The sequence below is a fragment of the Sulfitobacter faviae genome (genome assembly GCF_029870955.1).
GTDB classification, from domain to species: domain Bacteria; phylum Pseudomonadota; class Alphaproteobacteria; order Rhodobacterales; family Rhodobacteraceae; genus Sulfitobacter; species Sulfitobacter faviae.
In genome coordinates this window covers 807,238-823,891 of sequence record NZ_PGFQ01000001.1, presented here as the reverse complement: position 1 = coordinate 823,891, position 16,654 = coordinate 807,238, and the positions used below count along the sequence as shown (strand labels likewise).

Here is a 16,654-nt window from a genome sequence, read left to right as displayed (position 1 = left end):
TGTGATCAGGGCTTTGGTCAGTCATGGCGCGCATCCTTTTTGCGCGATCTAGCACGGACCGGCGGCGCGGGACAGGGGCGGGATGCCGCGTTGCTTGCTCTTGCGGGGGCTTGGGCTAGACGCGAGGCCAATTGATGCACCGAGGATCCTTGCCATGGCAAAGCCCAAGAAAACCCCCCGTCCCAAGGCGCAAACCCCGAAAGGGTTCCGCGATTATTTCGGGACCGAGGTGACCCATCGGGCCGAGATGCTGAACAAGATCGCCGCCGTCTATCACCGCTACGGGTTCGACGCGCTGGAAAGCTCGGGCGTGGAGACGGTTGAGGCGCTTGGCAAGTTCCTGCCCGACGTTGACCGCCCGAACGAAGGCGTCTTTGCTTGGCAGGAGGATGCCGAGGGCGACAAGCCCGGCGATTGGCTCGCACTGCGCTATGACCTGACCGCGCCCTTGGCGCGGGTCTATGCCCAGCACCGCAACGACCTGCCGATGCCCTACCGGCGCTACGCCATGGGCCCGGTCTGGCGCAATGAGAAGCCCGGGCCGGGGCGGTTCCGGCAGTTCTACCAATGCGACGCCGATACCGTGGGCGCGCCTTCGGTGGCGGCGGATGCGGAGATCTGCGCCATGCTGGCCGACTGCCTTGAGGAAGTCGGCATCGCACGTGGCGACTATGTGGTGCGGGTGAACAACCGCAAGGTGCTGAACGGCGTGCTCGAAGTGGCCGGGCTTTCGGGCGACGACAAAGAGGCTGAGCGCGGCATCGTGCTGCGCGCCATCGACAAGCTCGACCGGCTGGGGCCCGACGGCGTGCGCGCGCTTTTGGGTGAGGGCCGCAAGGACGACAGTGGCGATTTCACCAAAGGTGCGGGGCTGGGCGAGGCGCAAGTCGACACAGTGATGAGATTTGTCGGGGCAAATGAAACAATCGAAAGTCGCATCCGCCTTTTGGGTTCCTACGATATGACGGGCAATGATGCAGAAGGGCGACCGTTCCTACGCAAGTTCCGCGATCATGCTCAAGAAGTTGCTATGAACAGTAGTAACGAGGGTGTTGCGCCGAGTGAATTAAGAAATAAGCTAACAATTTCTTACCTACGAGAGATTGTCGAGGGTTCTGCAGTGGGGTTGGAAGGAGCCAACGAGCTTGGAGAGATTGCTGATCTCTTAAATGCTCAGGGCTATCATTCCGATCGAATTGTCGTCGACCCCTCGGTCGTGCGCGGCCTTGGCTATTACACCGGCCCGGTCTTTGAGGCCGAACTGACCTTCGAGATCAAAGACGAAAAGGGCCGCGCGCGGAACTTCGGCTCGGTCGCGGGCGGGGGCGCTACGACGATCTGGTGAAGCGTTTCACCGGGCAGGAAGTGCCAGCGACCGGCGTCTCCATCGGTGTTGACCGTCTTCTCGCCGCGCTGGCCGCCAAAGGGCGGCTTGAGGCCGAAGCGACAGGCCCCGTCGTCGTCACCGTGATGGACCGCGACCGCATGGCTGATTATCAAGCCATGGTGGCCGAGCTGCGGCAGGCGGGCATTCGGGCCGAGGTCTACCTCGGCAATCCGAAGAACTTCGGCAACCAGATGAAATACGCCGACAAGCGGCAAAGCCCCGTGGTGGTCATCGAGGGCGGTGACGAAAAGGACCGCGGCGTGGTGCAGATCAAGGACATGGTGCTGGGTGCGCAACTGGCGCAAGAGGCCAGCCATGACGAGTGGAAAGAGCGCCCCAACCAATATGAGATGCCGCGCGGCGATCTGATCAAAGCGGTGCGCGATATTCTGGATCGGACAAGCTGATGCCCACACGTTCCGAAACGCTGGCGCGCGCGGCCTCCCTGCGCGCGATTTTCGAGGGGCAGGGCGCCGTTCTGGTCGAGCCGCCGATCTTGCAACCGGCGGACACGCTGCTGGACCTCTATGGCGAGGATATCCGCGCCCGGGCCTATGTCACCTCGGACGCGCTGCGCGGTGAGCAGATGCTGCGCCCCGATTTCACCGTGCCCGTAGTGCAGATGCATATGGCCCATGGGGCCGAGCCCGCGCGCTACACCTATTCAGGCGAGGTTTTCCGCCGTCAGGAACACGACCCGAACCGCGCCAATGAGTATATTCAGGTGGGTTTCGAGGTCTTCGACCGTGCCGATCCGGCGGCGGCGGATGCCGAGGTTTTCGCCCTGATCGCCGAGGCGATGCAGGGGCTGCCGGTGCGCCCGGTGACCGGCGACATCGGCGTGCTGATGGCGGCGGTGCAGGGCTTGGGCACATCGCCTGCGCGCAAACAGGCGTTGATGCGCCACATCTGGCGCCCACGCCGCTTTCGTGCGCTGCTTGACCGTTATGCCGGGCGCAGCCCTGTGCCCGCGGGGCGCAAGGCGTTGCTGGCCGAGGCCGAGGTGACATGCGACGCGCCGATGGTGGGGCTGCGCTCCCGTGCCGAGATCGAAGCCCGCGTCGCGGCCCTGCGCGAGGATGCGCAGACGCCGCCGATCTCTGCACAGCAGGTCGACCTTTTCGAGGCGCTGTTGGAGGTGCGGGAAACCCTGCCCAACGCGCTGAGCCGCCTGCGCGATCTGGCCGTCGACATGCCCGCCATCGGCGATGCCGTGGCCCGTGTCGCGGCCCGCGCCGATGCAATGCGCGCCCGCGGCATCGACACCGACGCGCTGCTCTTTGAGGCCAGCCATGGCCGGTCTTCGATGGAATATTACGACGGTTTCGTCTTTGCCTTCCGTGCCGCCTCGCGGCCCGATCTGCCCAGCATCGCCTCTGGCGGGCGCTATGACGCGCTGACCCGGCGGCTGGGGCAGGGCGACGAAATCCCGGCGGTGGGCGGTGTGATGCGCCCCGGCCTGATGCTGGAACTGGAGGCCGGGCAATGACGCTGAAACTGGGTGTGCCGTCTAAGGGGCGGCTGATGGAGAAGACCTTTGAATGGTTCGGCGCGCGCGGCGTCAGCCTGCAACGCACAGGGTCCGACCGCGAATATGCGGGCAAGGTCGAGGGGATCGAGGATGTCTCGCTCGTGCTGCTTTCGGCGGGTGAAATCCCGCGCGAACTCTCGGCGGGGCGGATCCATCTGGGCGTCACCGGCACCGATCTGGTGCAGGAAAAACTGGCGCTTTGGGATCAGTTGGTCGAACCGGTGGAAGAGTTGAACTTCGGCCATGCCGACCTAATCATTGCCGTGCCGCAGGCTTGGGTCGATGTCGACACGCTGGATGATCTCGACGCCGCCGCCGCCGCCTTCCGCGCCGAACATGGCTTCCGTCTGCGCATCGCCACCAAGTATCACCGGCTGGTGCGGGAATTTCTGCGCACCCATGGCGTGGCCGACTATGCGCTGGTCGACAGCCAAGGCGCGACCGAGGGCACGGTGCTGAACGAGACCGCCGAGGCCATCGCCGATATCACCTCCAGCGGGGAAACCCTGCGCGCCAATCACCTGAAGATCCTCAGCGACGGGCTGATCCTGCAATCGCAGGCGACGCTCTGGCGCTCGCGCATGGCGCCCCTAGAGGATCACAGCCGCAAAGCGCTGAAAACCCTGATCGCACAGCTGACCTGACGTAGCGTCACAGCCACGGGGTTTTCCCTTCCCTTCCATAGCATTGCACCTTCCGAGCCGCTCCGGCGCGGGGGCGCTTTCCCGCGCGCCTAACCGAAAGACTTGCGAGATGCCGCGCTTCGGATAGGGTGAAAGGGTCAACAGGCCGATACCACAAGCACCGCCAAAAGGGGCAGGGGTCGGGACATAGGGAGGATCCGTCGATGATCGGATGTCACGCGCCCCTTGCGGGGGGCCGCAGCCGTCGCCGCATGGGAGTGGGCGATTGCTGAGGGTTGAGGATTTGCATCTGTCCTTTGGCGGCATCAAGGCGCTGCAGGGGGTGAATTTCGAAGCCAAGGCCGGAGAGATCACCGGGGTGATCGGCCCAACGGCGCGGGCAAAACCTCACTTTTCAATGCGATTTCAGGGTTTTACAGGCCCGACCGGGGCAGCGTTGCCTTTGACGGAGAGGATATCACCACGCTCAGCCCCGACAAGCGCGCAGGCCTTGGCCTCGCGCGGACCTTTCAGAACATCGCGCTGTTTCGCGGCATGACAGTGCTCGACAATATCAAACTCGGCGGGCACACGCGGCTCAAGACCAATGTCTGGCAGGCGCTGCGCTATTTCGGCGCGGCGCAGAAGGCCGAGCTGGAGCTGCGCCGCGAGATCGAGGAGCAGGTGATCGATTTTCTCGAGATCGACCATATCCGCAAATATCCGATCACCATGCTGCCCTACGGCTTGCAGAAACGGGTCGAACTGGGCCGCGCGCTGGCGATGCGCCCGCGTGTACTGCTGCTGGACGAGCCGGTTGCGGGCATGAACCGCGAGGAGACCGCCGACATGGCGCGTTTCATCCTCGACGTGCAGGAGCAATTCGGCACCACGATCCTGCTGGTGGAACATGACATGCACATGGTGATGGACATCTGTAGCCGCATCGTCGTGCTGAACTTTGGCCAGCAGATCGCCAGCGGCACGCCTGAGGAGGTCTCCAACAACCCGGCGGTGATCGAAGCCTATTTGGGGGCCGCGGCATGACGCCGATTTCTTTAAAAGAAATCGGGCCGGAATTTTTGAAAAATTCCGGGCGTATGGAAAGGGAGGCGCTCTGATGGGGCAGTTCGTGCAATTTGCGATCAACGGGCTGATGGCCGGGGCGATCTACGCGCTGATCGCCGTGGGCATCGTGAGCGTCTACAAGGCCACCAAGGTGGTGAACTTCGCCCATGGCTACCTGATCATGTTCGGCGCCTATTTCTATTTCACCTTCGCCGTGATCGTTCCCGCCCAGCCTTGGGCGCCCGCATGGCTGGCCTCGTGGCAGCCCGGCTGGATGGTCGAGATGCGGGGCGATTTGCCGATGTTTTCGCCCGTGGCGGCGGTGCTCGACTGGGTGGCGAACCTGCCGCGCATCCTGCTGGGACTGGCGGGGGCGCTGGTCTGCAACGCGATCCTCGGCCGGGTGATCGAGCGGGTGCTGATGCGCCCGCTGATGGGGCAGTCGATCTTTGCCATGATCATGGTGACGGTGGGGTTGATCTCGATCCTGTCGGGGGCGGCGCAGTTGATCTGGACGGCGGATGCCGCAAGCGTGCCCTATATCGCGCCTAACATGCCGATCCGCTTCGAGCTTTTCGGCACGATGATCTTCCTCTTCGGCACCGATCTGGTGAACATGGCCGTGGCGCTGCTGCTGTTTGGCGGCATCGTCGCCTTCGTGAAGTTCACCAAGGGCGGCATCGCCATCCGCGCCACGGCCGAGGACCAGTCCACCGCCTATTCCATGGGCATCTCGGTCCCCAAGGTCTTCTCCCGCGCCTGGGTGCTGGCCAGCACCACCGGAGCCATCGCGGGCGCAATCCTCGCCACGCGCAACGGCATTTCGCCAAGCCTCGGGCTCTTCGGCTTTTCGGTGCTAGCGATCGTGCTGATGGGCGGGCTGGATAGCTACGTGGGCGTGCTGATCGCCGCGATGGTGGTGGGCGTGCTGGAGGCCATGACCCAGTGGCAGATGGGCGGCGGCTGGGCCGAGATCGTGCCTTACGTCACTGTGCTGGTGGTGCTGATCTGGCGCCCGCACGGGCTGATGGGACAAAAGGAGGTCGAGCGGATATGATCAACGCCAATCTGAAGTCCAGCTATGCCGCCGACGAGCGGGTGCTGAACAACCGCTACAAACAGGCCTTTGTCTACGGGTCGATCCTTGCGCTTGTCCTGTTCACGCTGTTCGGCAACGACTACCTCATCCTGATCGCCAGCCAGATGGGCATCCTGTTGATCGCCGTGGTGGGGATCAACATTCTGACCGGCTATACCGGTTTGGTGTCGCTGGGCCACGGCGCTTTCGTCGCCATCGGCGCCTATGCGGTGACGATCTTCGGCAACCTCGGCGCGGGGGTGATCCCGGCGGGGTTGATGCCCTTCGTCTCGGTGCCCTTGGCCGTCGCACTGGCGGCGGCGGTGGGGGTGCTTGTGGGTCTGCCGAGCCTGCGGGTCAAGGGGCTCTACCTTGCCGTGGCGACGCTGGCGGCGAATTTCATCGTGATCTTTTTGATTGAGGAAGACCTCTTTGCCCCCTGGACCGGCGGCATGGTGGGGCTCAACACCAATGTGCCCAACTTGCTGGGCTGGGAGCTGGATACCAAGCGCGAAATGTTCGGGCTGATCGCCGTCGTCGGCCTCGTCTCGCTACTTGCGGCGCAGAACCTGATCCGCACCCGGGTGGGCCGTGCCTTCATCGCGATCCGCGACCGTGACTACTCCGCCGAGATCCTTGGCATCTCGCTTCTGCGCTACAAGTTGATGAGCTTCGCTCTCTCAGCGGCCTACTGCGGCCTTGCCGGGGCGCTCTTCGCCTATTTCTACGCCCGTATCCTGCCCGAGCAGTTCGAACTGGCGCTCTCGCTCAACCTCGTGGCGGCGCTGATCATCGGCGGCATGGGGCGCACGATGGGGCCGGTTTTCGGTGTCATCATCGTCGTCATGGTGCCCGAGGTGATCAAGGTGCTCTTCGGCGCGCTCGCCGGGGACAGCGCCGGGGCGGGGCAGCTGCGCGCACCCCTCCAGCAGATCGCCTTCGGCGTGCTGCTGGTGTTGTTCCTGCTCAAGGAGCCTTTGGGCATCAACCAGATCGTCGATCGCATCCTGCGCGCCGCAAACCGTTGGCCGTTTGCGCGCGGGTAATCAAAAGGCCACATCAGGGAGAAGACAGATGACCATGAACCGCCGATCCTTCCTCGCCACCACGGCTGCCGCGACGGCGGCCATCGGCACGCCGATGATCCTGCGTGCCCAGCCCAAGGAATATGTGCTCGGCGCCTCGCTGCCGCTCACGGGGCCCTTCGCCACGGCGGGGCAGTTGGTCGCGCCTGCCTTCGCCATGGCTGCGAAACTGTTCAACGACGAGGGCGGCGTGGCCGGTGTGCCGATCCGCTTCGTCACCGAGGATTCGGGCTACGTGCCGCAGAACGCGCTCAATAACTACCAGCGCGCGCTGGCCTCGGAAGGCAAGAACATGATCGGCTATTTCGCCGACAGCACCGGCGCGATGAAGCTGATCGCGCCTGAACTCAAGGGCGAGAACGCCCGCATCATGGGCTCGACCTCCTTTGCCTCGGAACTGGCAAACCCCGAGACGCACCCCTACCAGTATCTCTCGGGGCCGACCTATCAGAGCCAGTTCGATATCCTGCTGCAGAACATCAAGAACGAGGGCGGGCAGAAGGTGGCCTTCATCTTCTCCAACACCGAGTTCGGGCGCGATCCGATTGAGCATGGCCGCAAGACCGCCGAGGAACTGGGCCTCGAGGTCGTGCTGGAGGAAAGCACCAAGGCCGAGGGCGCTGACATTCCCACCCATGTCACCAAACTGGCGCAATCCGGTGCGGATCACTGCATCCTGCAGGGCTATGTCACCGGCGTCTGGCCGCAGCTGATCGACGGCGCGCGGCAGTTTGGCCTGCCGGTCAAGTTCAAGGGCACCTTCTGGGGCATGGAGAAACTGATCGCCGACCGGATCACCGCCGAGGCCGGGCCCTTCCTTGCGGGCTACGAAGGCGTCATGCCCTACCGCTATTTCTACGACCGCGAAGACGCGCCGCGCTACCAGCAGTATGCCGAACTCAGCAAGCAGATGTTCGCGGGCACGCCGCTGGAGAACTACATGTCGACATGGGCGATCCAGACCATGTGCGGGCTGGAGATCGCCATGAAGGCCTTCCGCGATACCGCCGAAGCCGGGCTGGAACTGACCCCCGACAACATCGCCGAGAAGCTTTCGGGCATTTCGGACTGGGATTCGGGCGGCTTCTTTGGCGGGCCCGTGAGCATGGAGAACAACGCCATCGGGACCGGCCGCGTCTATGGCTACAACCCGGAGGATGGGCTGTTCACGCCGAAATCGGACTGGTTCACCGTTTGATGAATGCGGGGCGTCCGGCGGGCGCCCCACACCCTAGAGAAAGGAGCGCCCGTGCTGACCATCGAGAACATCGAAGTGACCTACCACCACACGGTGCAGGCGCTGCGCGGGCTGTCGCTGGAGGTGCCCGACGGCAAGATCGTCACGCTTCTGGGCACCAATGGCGCGGGCAAGACCACGACGTTGAAGGCGGCGAGCAACCTGCTTGGCCTCGAGAACGGCGAGGTGGGCGAGGGGCGGATTTCCTTCAAGGGCCAGTCGATCATGTCGATCCAGCCCGACCGTCTGGTGCAGCAGGGGCTGTTTCACGTGCGCGAGGGGCGGCGGATCTTCAGCGAGATGACGGTGGAGGACAATCTGATCGCCGCCTCCTACGCGCTGGACCGGCGGCAGGCGAAGCCGGATTACGACAAGGTCTATGCCTTCTTCCCGCGGCTGAAGGAGCGGCGGCGGCAGATCGCGGGCTATCTCTCGGGCGGGGAGCAGCAGATGCTGGCCTTTGGCCGGGCGATGATCGCGCGGCCCGAGCTCATCCTGATGGACGAGCCGTCGCTCGGGCTCGCGCCCAAGGTGGTGGCTGAGATTTTCGACACGATCAAGCGGCTGAACCAAGAGGACGGCACCGCGATCCTGCTGGTGGAGCAGAACGCGGGCGTGGCGTTTTCGGTGGCCGACTACGGCTACATCATGGAAAGCGGCCAGATCGTCATGGAGGGCGATGTGGAGAAGCTGCGCGGGGACAAGGACATCCAGTCCTTCTACCTTGGCATGGGCGAGGAGGGCGGCGCGCGGCAGTCCTTCCGCGACGTGAAACATTACAAGCGCCGCAAACGCTGGCTCAGCTAGGGAGGCCCGTGATGGCATTCGACGAGTTCAAGGGCGACTTCGCGCCGCTGGTGCGCATGGTGCACAACCATGCCAAGAACCGCCCCGATGGGGTGGCGATGCGGCAAAAGGAATTTGGCATCTGGAACGAGATCACCTGGGCCGGCCTGCAGGAGATCATGCAGGCCGCCGCCGCAGGGCTTGTCGATCTGGGTCTGAAAGCGGGTGATCACGTCGGCATCCTGAGCGAGAACCGCAGCGAATGGGTGCAGGCGCAGTTCGGCATCAACGCGGCAGCGGGCGTGGTCGTGGGCATGTATCCCACCAGCCCGGCGGCGGAGTTGGAGCATCTGATCAACGCCTCGGACAGCACGGTGCTGTTCATTGAGGATCAGGAGCAGCTCGACAAGATCAAGGAGTTGGGTGACCGAGTGCCGCAGCTGCGCCAGCTGGTGATCTTCAACCCCAAGGGCACGCGGGGCGAGGACCTGCTGGGGCTGATTAGTTTCGACGATCTGCTCGACCGGGGCCGGGCGCGGCTTTCGGAACTGCAAGACGACCTGCGCGCGCGGCAGGCGGGGATCGAGCCCGACGACACCGCCATGATGGTCTTCACCTCCGGCTCCACCGGGCTGCCCAAGGCGGCGGAGATTTCCTATGGCAACATCCACGCCGGCGTGGGCGTGGCGCACGATGTCTTCGGCGACTACCCGCCCGGGACGGATGTGCTGAGCTACCTGCCCTTGTGCCACATCGCGGAACAGGCGGTGACGGTGATCAACGGGCTGGCGCAGCAGTTTGTGATGAACTTCGGCGAGAGCCTTCGGACCATCACGCTCGACCTGCGGGAGGTCGCGCCGCAGGTGTTCTTCGGCGTGCCGCGGATCTGGGAGAAGATGCAGGCGGGCGTGCTGGTGCAGGCGCAGACCGCCGGAAGGATCAAGGGGCCGATGACGCTGATGGCGCTGAAGGGCGCGCAGCGGCGCGGCATGATCCGACGCGACAAATGGAGCGCCGGGGACCGGCTGGCCCATGCCTTCTGGGATGCGCTGATCTACCGTCATATCCGCAGCTATCTCGGCCTCGGGCGGACCAGTTTCGCGATCTCCGCCGCCGCACCGATCAGCGCCGAGCTTCTGGGTTTCATGCGCGGGATCGGCGTGAATATCCGCGAGGCTTGGGGGATGTCCGAGACCTCGGGCGTGGGCACGATCCAGCGCTCCTGGGGCCAATGCGACGGGCGCATCGGCTTCCCGGTCAGCGGGGTGCGCACCAAGATCGCCGAGGATGGCGAGGTGCTGTTCTCGGGTGGGACCATCTTCAAGGGCTATTACAAGAACCCCAAGGCCACCGCCGAGACGATCCGTGACGGCTGGCTGCATACCGGCGACGTGGGCCGCGAGGAGGCCGACGGTTCGATCACGCTAATCGACCGCAAGAAGGACATCATGATCAATGCCGCGGGCAAGAACCTCGCGCCCGCGCATATCGAGAATGTCATCAAGGCCAGCCCCTTCATCAAGGAGGTCGTCGCCGTGGCCGACAAACGGCCCTATGTGACGGCGCTGGTGCAGATCGACATGGATACGGTGCGGCTCTGGGCCGAAGGGCATGGGATCGCCTATACCACTTTCCGCTCGCTCGCCGAGCACCCCAAGGTGCAGGAATTGATCGACGCGGAGGTGGCCAAGCAGAACCGCGATCTGGCGCGGGTCGAACAGGTCAAGAAGGTCTGGCTGATGCGCAAGGAGCTCGATCACGACGACGGTGAGGTAACCGCGACGATGAAGGTGCGCCGGGCCAAGGTCTACGAACTCTATGGGGATCAGATCGAGGCGCTCTACGCCGACTGAGGCTCAGAGCACGCCGATCTCGGCCAGCGCGCGGTTCAATTCCACGGGCAGTTCCGCCTCGGCCTCGCGGCCCTCGGGCAGGTCGGGCGGCGCGTCCTCCGGCTTGAGGTAGCGCCAGCCTTGGAAGGCGCGGCGCAGGCTGTTCTGGGTGCGGATGATCTCGGGGTCCAGCACGATGGCGCAGCGGCGGATGCCGTCGGCGCGGGTGACCTCTTCCAGCCGGACGATGCGCTGGCGGGCTTGGATCACGCCTTTGATGACCCAGTAGATCGAGCCGCCGTTGAGAATCTCGGCCTCGCGCTTGGGCCACATGCGGGTCACATGGCGCGGCAAGCCGTCATGCGTGCGCACGTCCTTGCGCGCCTGCCATTTGGCAAGGCTTTCGACGCCTTCGGTGCCGACCGAAAGCTTTATCAGGTTCATTTTACCGGTCACATCGCCCCCAGCGATTCCTTTGATCCACGCCATATAAGGTAGTTGGATTTCAATCACATGCAAATTCTTGTATGATGGAGCGCAATTTTCCGGTTTTCACTCAGGCAGAGCCTAGCTAATAAGAGCCCCTGCCATTGACCTCAGGAGTTACCTCATGTCCCGCTTTACCGCCCCGATCGCCGAACAAATCTGGGATATGAAATACCGTTTTAAAGGGGCCGATGGCACCCCGAAGGACGTCACGGTCGAAGACACATGGCGCCGCATCGCTCGCGACCTCGCGCAGGTCGAATCGAAGGCGGATGTTTGGGAAGACAAGTTTTTCAACGCGCTGGAGGATTTCAAATACCTCCCCGCGGGCCGCATCACCGCAGGCGCCGGCACCGCGCGCCGCGTGACGCTGTTCAACTGCTTCGTCATGGGCACCGTGCCCGACAGCATGTCCGGCATCTTTGACATGCTGAAAGAGGCCGCGCTGACCATGCAGCAGGGCGGGGGAATCGGCTATGACTTCTCCACCATCCGCCCGCGCGGCGCGGATGTGCTGGGCGTCTCTGCGGATGCCTCCGGCCCGCTGTCGTTCATGGATGTCTGGGACGCCATGTGCCGCACCATCATGTCCGCAGGCTCCCGCCGCGGCGCGATGATGGCGACCATGCGTTGCGACCACCCGGATGTGGAAGATTTCATCGCCGCCAAGTCCGACCCCGCGCGTCTGCGCATGTTCAACATGTCCGTGCTGGTCACCGACCCCTTCATGGAGGCCGTGAAGGCCGACGGCTCGTGGGACCTCGTCTTTGGCGATAAGGTCTACAAAACCGTGCAGGCGCGCGATCTGTGGAACAAGATCATGCAGGCGACCTATGATTACGCCGAGCCGGGCGTGATCTTTATCGACCGCATCAACGCCGCGAACAACCTGAACTATTGCGAGACCATCGCCGCCACCAACCCCTGTGGCGAGCAGCCCCTGCCGCCCTATGGCGCCTGCCTTCTGGGCTCGATCAACCTTGCCCGTCTGGTCGCACAGCCTTTCGAGGACGACGCCCATCTCAATCAAGACGCTATGAGCGAGTTGGTCGCCACCGCCGTTCGCATGATGGACAATGTTGTCGACGTGTCGAACTTCCCGCTGCCCGAACAGGCTGCCGAGGCGCAGAACAAGCGCCGCATCGGTCTGGGCGTCACCGGCCTTGCCGATGCGCTGTTGATGGTCGGCCTGCGCTATGGCTCTGACGAGGCGGCGGCCCAGACTGAGGCATGGCTCAAAGCCATCGCCCGCGCCTCCTATCTGGCAAGCGTGGAACTGGCGAAAGAGAAGGGGCCTTCCCGCTCTTCGATGCCGAAAAGTTCCTCGCCTCCGGCACCATGCAGCAGATGGACGATGACGTGCGCGAAGCGATCCGCGAGCACGGTATCCGCAACGCGCTTTTGACCTCCATCGCCCCCACCGGCACGATCAGCCTCTACGCGGGCAACGTGTCCTCGGGGATTGAGCCGGTCTTTGCCTATGCCTACACCCGCAAGGTGCTGCAAAAAGACGGCAGCCGGACCGAGGAAGAGGTCGTCGATTACGCCGTGCAGATGTGGCGCGAGCTGAAGGGTGACGCGCCGCTGCCCGACTATTTCGTCAACGCCCAGACCCTGTCGCCCGCCGACCACGTCAAGATGCAGGCCGCGGCGCAGAAATGGATCGACAGTTCGATCTCCAAGACCATCAACTGCCCGAGGACATCTCCTTTGATGCCTTCAAGGACGTCTACATGCAGGCCTGGGACACCGGCTGCAAAGGCTGCACCACCTATCGCCCCAACGATGTGACCGGTTCGGTTCTGAGCGTCTCTTCCGAGAAGAGCGACAAGGCCCCCGCCGACAGCCCCGATCAGGTCAGCGAAGGCGGCGAGATCGTCTATATGTCCGATCCGCTGGACCGCCCCGCGGAGCTTGAGGGCAACACCTACAAGGTCAAATGGCCCGACAGCGAGCACGCGCTCTACATCACCATCAACGACATCGTGCTAAACGGCCACCGCCGTCCCTTCGAGGTCTTCATCAACTCCAAGAACATGGAGCATTTCGCCTGGACCGTGGCACTGACCCGCATGGTTTCCGCCGTGTTCCGCCGTGGCGGTGACGTGTCCTTCGTGGTGGAAGAACTGAAAGCCGTCTTCGACCCGCGCGGCGGGGCTTGGATGCAGGGCAAATATATCCCCTCAATCCTCGCGGCCATCGGCGGCGTGATCGAGCGCCACATGATCGCCACCGGCTTCATCGCGGGCGAGGGCATGGGTCTGAAGACCGACCCGCAGGCGAAGGTCGTGGGCCTCGACGCCCCGCGCGGCAAGTCTTGCCCGTCTTGCGGTCAGTTCGACATGCGGATGGTCGAGGGCTGCATGACCTGCGGGAGCTGTGGGCATAGTAAGTGTGGGTGAATTCTGGGGGTGAATTGTTGAAGCGACCACCAAAACTTGACCACGGACACGTTAAGATGACCATTTGACGACCAAGTCGCGTCCATCTCCAAGTTCTTTGGTAATATAAACAAAAAGTTTGGGGGTGTCCGCAAAACGTGTTGGTCAACTATGCGGACGGAGCCGACTTTCTTCCTTGCCGAAGCTTGACCTGTCTATAGCTTCACACCTTATGACAGCTTCAACGGTCAAGAATCAGTGTTAGCGGGTAGGGCGACGGATGTATCGGATTTCGGAACTGGCGGAGAGCGTGGGCCTTTCGCGCACGACGTTGCTCTATTACGAGAAGCTCGGCCTGCTGAAGGGCAAGCGGCAGGCGAATGGCTATCGCGTATATTCCGACGCTGACCGGCAGCGGCTGCGTCTTATGCAGCAGCTCCAGGCAGGCGGCCTCAGCTTGGAGGAGTGTCAGGTCTGCCTCGATGGAAAGCTCGACCGCGAGATGCTGGGCCATCGGCTTGAGACATTGGAACGCGAAATCACCGAGAAGACGCGGTCGCGAGACCTGCTCGCAGCGCTCCTCGGGCGCGGCAGCCTGAAGGACTGGCACGAGGAGCTCGAGCGCGTGGCGCCCGAACTGCACCGCGCCTGGCTGATGATGCAGGGTTTTTCCAGTGAGGAGGCCGCGCGGGTCGCGTGGCTGTCGAGGGACATGAACGCACACGACGACTACATGGCCTGCTTCATGGACGTCTTCTCCAGCCTCGACTGGTGGGGGCCGGCGACCGAGGTCGCGACGCGAAAAGCGCTCGCCATGGTGCCCTTCGCGCCCAGAACGATCCTCGAGATTGGCTGCGGCCCCGGCATGGCGACGATGGTTCTGGCCGAGGCGACCTCGGCGCGCATCCTGGCGACCGACACGGACGCGGGTGCGCTCGAGCGGCTGCGCGAGCGGTTGGCGACTGCGGACCTCGGCGACCGGGTGGCGGTGCGAAACATGGACATGGCGCAGCTGCCTCTGCCGGACGCCCCGTGGGACGTGATCTGGGCTGAGGGCAGCGCCTACATCATCGGCGTCGAGAGTGCGCTGCGGAACTGGCGGCCCCTCCTGCGTCCCGGCGGCGCGCTCGTCTTCTCCGAAATGGTCTGGCGGACCGAGACACCGCCCGAGGAGCTGCGCGCCTACTGGGCCTCGGCATACCCGGCGATGACCCGCGTGCCCGTCCTGCTCGCACAGGCGAAACGCGCCGGCTTCCGCTTGCTCGGGCATTTCGACATGGGGCGAGAGGCGATGGACACCTACTACCGCCCGCTCGAGGCGCGCGTCGCTGAGATGGAGCAGCGGCTGGAAGGCACGCGGGTGGTGGAGGATCTGCGCGCGGAACTGGCCGCCTACCATGCCTGCGACGGGATCGTGAGCTTCGAGATGTTCGTGCTGCAAAAGTCCTGACGGGCAGCGCGAACCGATTTCCCAACAACTGGCGGGTTCAGCCCGCCGATGGAGACATGACAATGAACTTTTCAACGGATTACGAGACACACGCCAACGCGATCACGGGTCTCTTCGCATCAACTTTCGCTGCTTCGGAGGGCGCGGAGGAAGGCGCGGTGGTCGGCGCCCTTGCGCGCCGACTGATCACGGAGACACCCGCTAAGGATCTGCGCGTCTTCACCGCCTGGGCGGACGGCACGCTACTCGGTAATATCATCTTCACCCGCCTCACCTACGCAAACGATCCGCGCACGGTCTTCATGATGGCCCCTGTGGCGGTGTCCACTGCGCATCAGGGCAAGGGCATAGGGCAGCGGCTGATCGCCCACGGTCTCGACTTGCTCAGGCAGGAGGGCGTGGATATCGCCGTGACCTATGGCGACCCGGCCTTCTATGGCCGCGTCGGGTTCAAACCCGTTTCGGAGGCTGACCTTCCCGCGCCACAGCCGCTCCAGCAGCCACACGGCTGGATCGCCCAAAGCCTTACGGGAGTGCCGCTGTCGCCCCTGCGCGGGCCTGCGCGTTGCGTTGCAGCTTTCGACGATCCAGCGCTCTGGTAGACCGATGATCCGCGACTACTCCGCCTTCCTGCCGGATGCCACACCGGCGCGACGCGCACCCTCGGCGCTGGAACGCCTCGGCTGGGGCCCAGCCTTGGCCAGCCAGATCGACGTCGAAGCCTTCACCGAAACGCCCCCAGTTCGCGTGGTCGCGGTGCATCGCAGCGGGTTGCAGGTGGCGGGCGACGGCATCGACGAGACGATCCCGCCGGGACCAGAGGCAACCGTGGGAGACTGGCTGTTGCTCGATCGCGCGCGCCCGCGGTCGAGCAGGGTGCTGGATCGCAAGAGCCTGATCAAGCGCCGAGCGCCGGGCACCGGCCGCGAGGTGCAGCTGATCGCGGCGAACATCGACACGATCTTCGTCGTCACATCCTGCAACGCGGATTTCAACGTGGCGCGGTTGGAGCGCTACGTTGCGTTGGCCTTCGAAGCCGGGATCGAGCCGATGATCGTCCTGACGAAAGCGGACATCGCAGAGGACACCGTGCCCTACATCGACGCTGCGCAGGCCGTGTCCGAAAGGGTGCCCGTTGTGGCGCTGGACGCCCGCGGCGCCGAACCGGTTGAGGCGCTGGCCGACTGGTGCAAGCCCGGCCGCACCGTTGCTTTCCTCGGCTCCTCCGGTGTCGGCAAATCCACCATGACGAACGCGCTCCTCAGCACGCAGGCCATCGCCACGCAAGACATCCGCGATGACGATGCCAAAGGTCGGCACACAACGACCCGGCGCGAGCTGCATGCCACGCCGAGCGGTTGCCTCGTTCTCGACACGCCGGGCATGCGCGAATTGCAGCTGACCGACGCCGCAGCAGGCATCGCCGACGTGTTCGAAGATATCGAGGCGCTGGCCGCGAACTGCCGTTTCACCGACTGTCAGCACAAAACCGAACCCGGCTGCGCCATCCTGGCCGCGATTGAGGGCGCCAGCCTTGACCCCGCCCGGCTCGCCCGCTGGCGCAAGCTCCAAGCCGAGGACGCCTTCAACTCTGCCAGTCTCGCGGAACGCCGAGAAAAGGATCGTGCTTTTGGCAAGCTCGTGCGCAGCGCAATGAAGGCGAAATCGGATCGAGAGCGATAGGTCCAAGCCCTACAAACCCGGTCCGTT

The 16,654-nt window shown here is 64.0% G+C and carries 11 protein-coding genes and 3 pseudogenes; 13 read left to right on the top strand and 1 reads right to left on the bottom strand.

The genetic code is table 11. The features are described from left to right. Positions 1–154: 154 nt before the first annotated feature. The 9 genes and pseudogenes from hisS to CUR85_RS04350 all read left to right on the top strand — a co-directional run bounded on the left by hisS (position 155) and on the right by CUR85_RS04350 (position 10,648). A pseudogene (gene hisS / locus CUR85_RS04395) lies at positions 155–1,794 on the top strand (histidine--tRNA ligase). Beyond that, on the top strand, positions 1,794–2,876 hold the full coding sequence (locus tag CUR85_RS04385; RefSeq protein ID WP_067260851.1) for an ATP phosphoribosyltransferase regulatory subunit: 1,083 nt from the start codon (positions 1,794–1,796) through the stop codon (positions 2,874–2,876). The pseudogene hisS and the gene CUR85_RS04385 overlap by 1 nt, the downstream one beginning before the upstream one ends. Continuing rightward, entirely contained in the window at positions 2,873–3,562 is a 690-nt protein-coding gene (hisG, locus tag CUR85_RS04380) for an ATP phosphoribosyltransferase (protein ID WP_067260848.1), read from the top strand. The genes CUR85_RS04385 and hisG overlap by 4 nt, the downstream gene beginning before the upstream one ends. 211 nt (positions 3,563–3,773) lie before the next feature. Further along, positions 3,774–4,588: pseudogene (locus CUR85_RS04375) on the top strand (ABC transporter ATP-binding protein). A 73-nt stretch (positions 4,589–4,661) separates the two neighbouring features. Further along, positions 4,662–5,666, top strand: coding sequence for a branched-chain amino acid ABC transporter permease (locus CUR85_RS04370; protein ID WP_067260843.1), 1,005 nt, complete (start codon positions 4,662–4,664; stop codon positions 5,664–5,666). Then, a complete protein-coding gene (locus tag CUR85_RS04365; RefSeq protein ID WP_067260836.1) occupies positions 5,663–6,733 on the top strand; it encodes a branched-chain amino acid ABC transporter permease in 1,071 nt (356 codons plus the stop codon). Before CUR85_RS04370 ends, CUR85_RS04365 begins: the two co-directional genes overlap by 4 nt. A 28-nt stretch (positions 6,734–6,761) precedes the next feature. Continuing rightward, complete coding sequence (locus tag CUR85_RS04360) at positions 6,762–7,970, top strand: ABC transporter substrate-binding protein (RefSeq protein ID WP_231886255.1); 1,209 nt, start codon at positions 6,762–6,764, stop codon at positions 7,968–7,970. A gap of 3 nt (positions 7,971–7,973) precedes the next feature. Beyond that, the gene (locus tag CUR85_RS04355; protein WP_067260834.1) at positions 7,974–8,816 is read left to right on the top strand and encodes an ABC transporter ATP-binding protein; all 843 of its coding nucleotides are present in this window, start codon (positions 7,974–7,976) and stop codon (positions 8,814–8,816) included. Positions 8,817–8,827: 11 nt separating this feature from the next. Next, positions 8,828–10,648: an AMP-dependent synthetase/ligase gene (locus CUR85_RS04350; RefSeq protein ID WP_067260832.1), complete on the top strand. Its 1,821-nt coding sequence runs from the start codon at positions 8,828–8,830 to the stop codon at positions 10,646–10,648. Positions 10,649–10,651: 3 nt separating this feature from the next. Here the strand turns inward: CUR85_RS04350 and CUR85_RS04345 are convergent, their stop codons facing one another. Further along, positions 10,652–11,116 (bottom strand): DUF1489 family protein, encoded by a 465-nt coding sequence (locus CUR85_RS04345; protein WP_281429838.1) that lies wholly within the window; start codon positions 11,114–11,116, stop codon positions 10,652–10,654. Positions 11,117–11,237: 121 nt separating this feature from the next. Here CUR85_RS04345 and CUR85_RS04340 point away from each other — a divergent pair. From CUR85_RS04340 to rsgA, 4 genes and pseudogenes are all read left to right on the top strand, one after another. After that, positions 11,238–13,515 (top strand): annotated as a pseudogene (locus CUR85_RS04340) (adenosylcobalamin-dependent ribonucleoside-diphosphate reductase). A 259-nt stretch (positions 13,516–13,774) separates the two neighbouring features. Then, positions 13,775–14,944, top strand: coding sequence for a MerR family transcriptional regulator (locus CUR85_RS04335; RefSeq protein ID WP_067260824.1), 1,170 nt, complete (start codon positions 13,775–13,777; stop codon positions 14,942–14,944). A gap of 62 nt (positions 14,945–15,006) precedes the next feature. Continuing rightward, the gene (locus CUR85_RS04330; RefSeq protein ID WP_067260823.1) at positions 15,007–15,546 is read left to right on the top strand and encodes a GNAT family N-acetyltransferase; all 540 of its coding nucleotides are present in this window, start codon (positions 15,007–15,009) and stop codon (positions 15,544–15,546) included. Between the two features lie 4 nt (positions 15,547–15,550). Continuing rightward, positions 15,551–16,627, top strand: a complete 1,077-nt coding sequence (gene rsgA, locus CUR85_RS04325; protein ID WP_067260820.1) for a ribosome small subunit-dependent GTPase A — start codon at positions 15,551–15,553, stop codon at positions 16,625–16,627. Positions 16,628–16,654 lie beyond the last annotated feature (27 nt).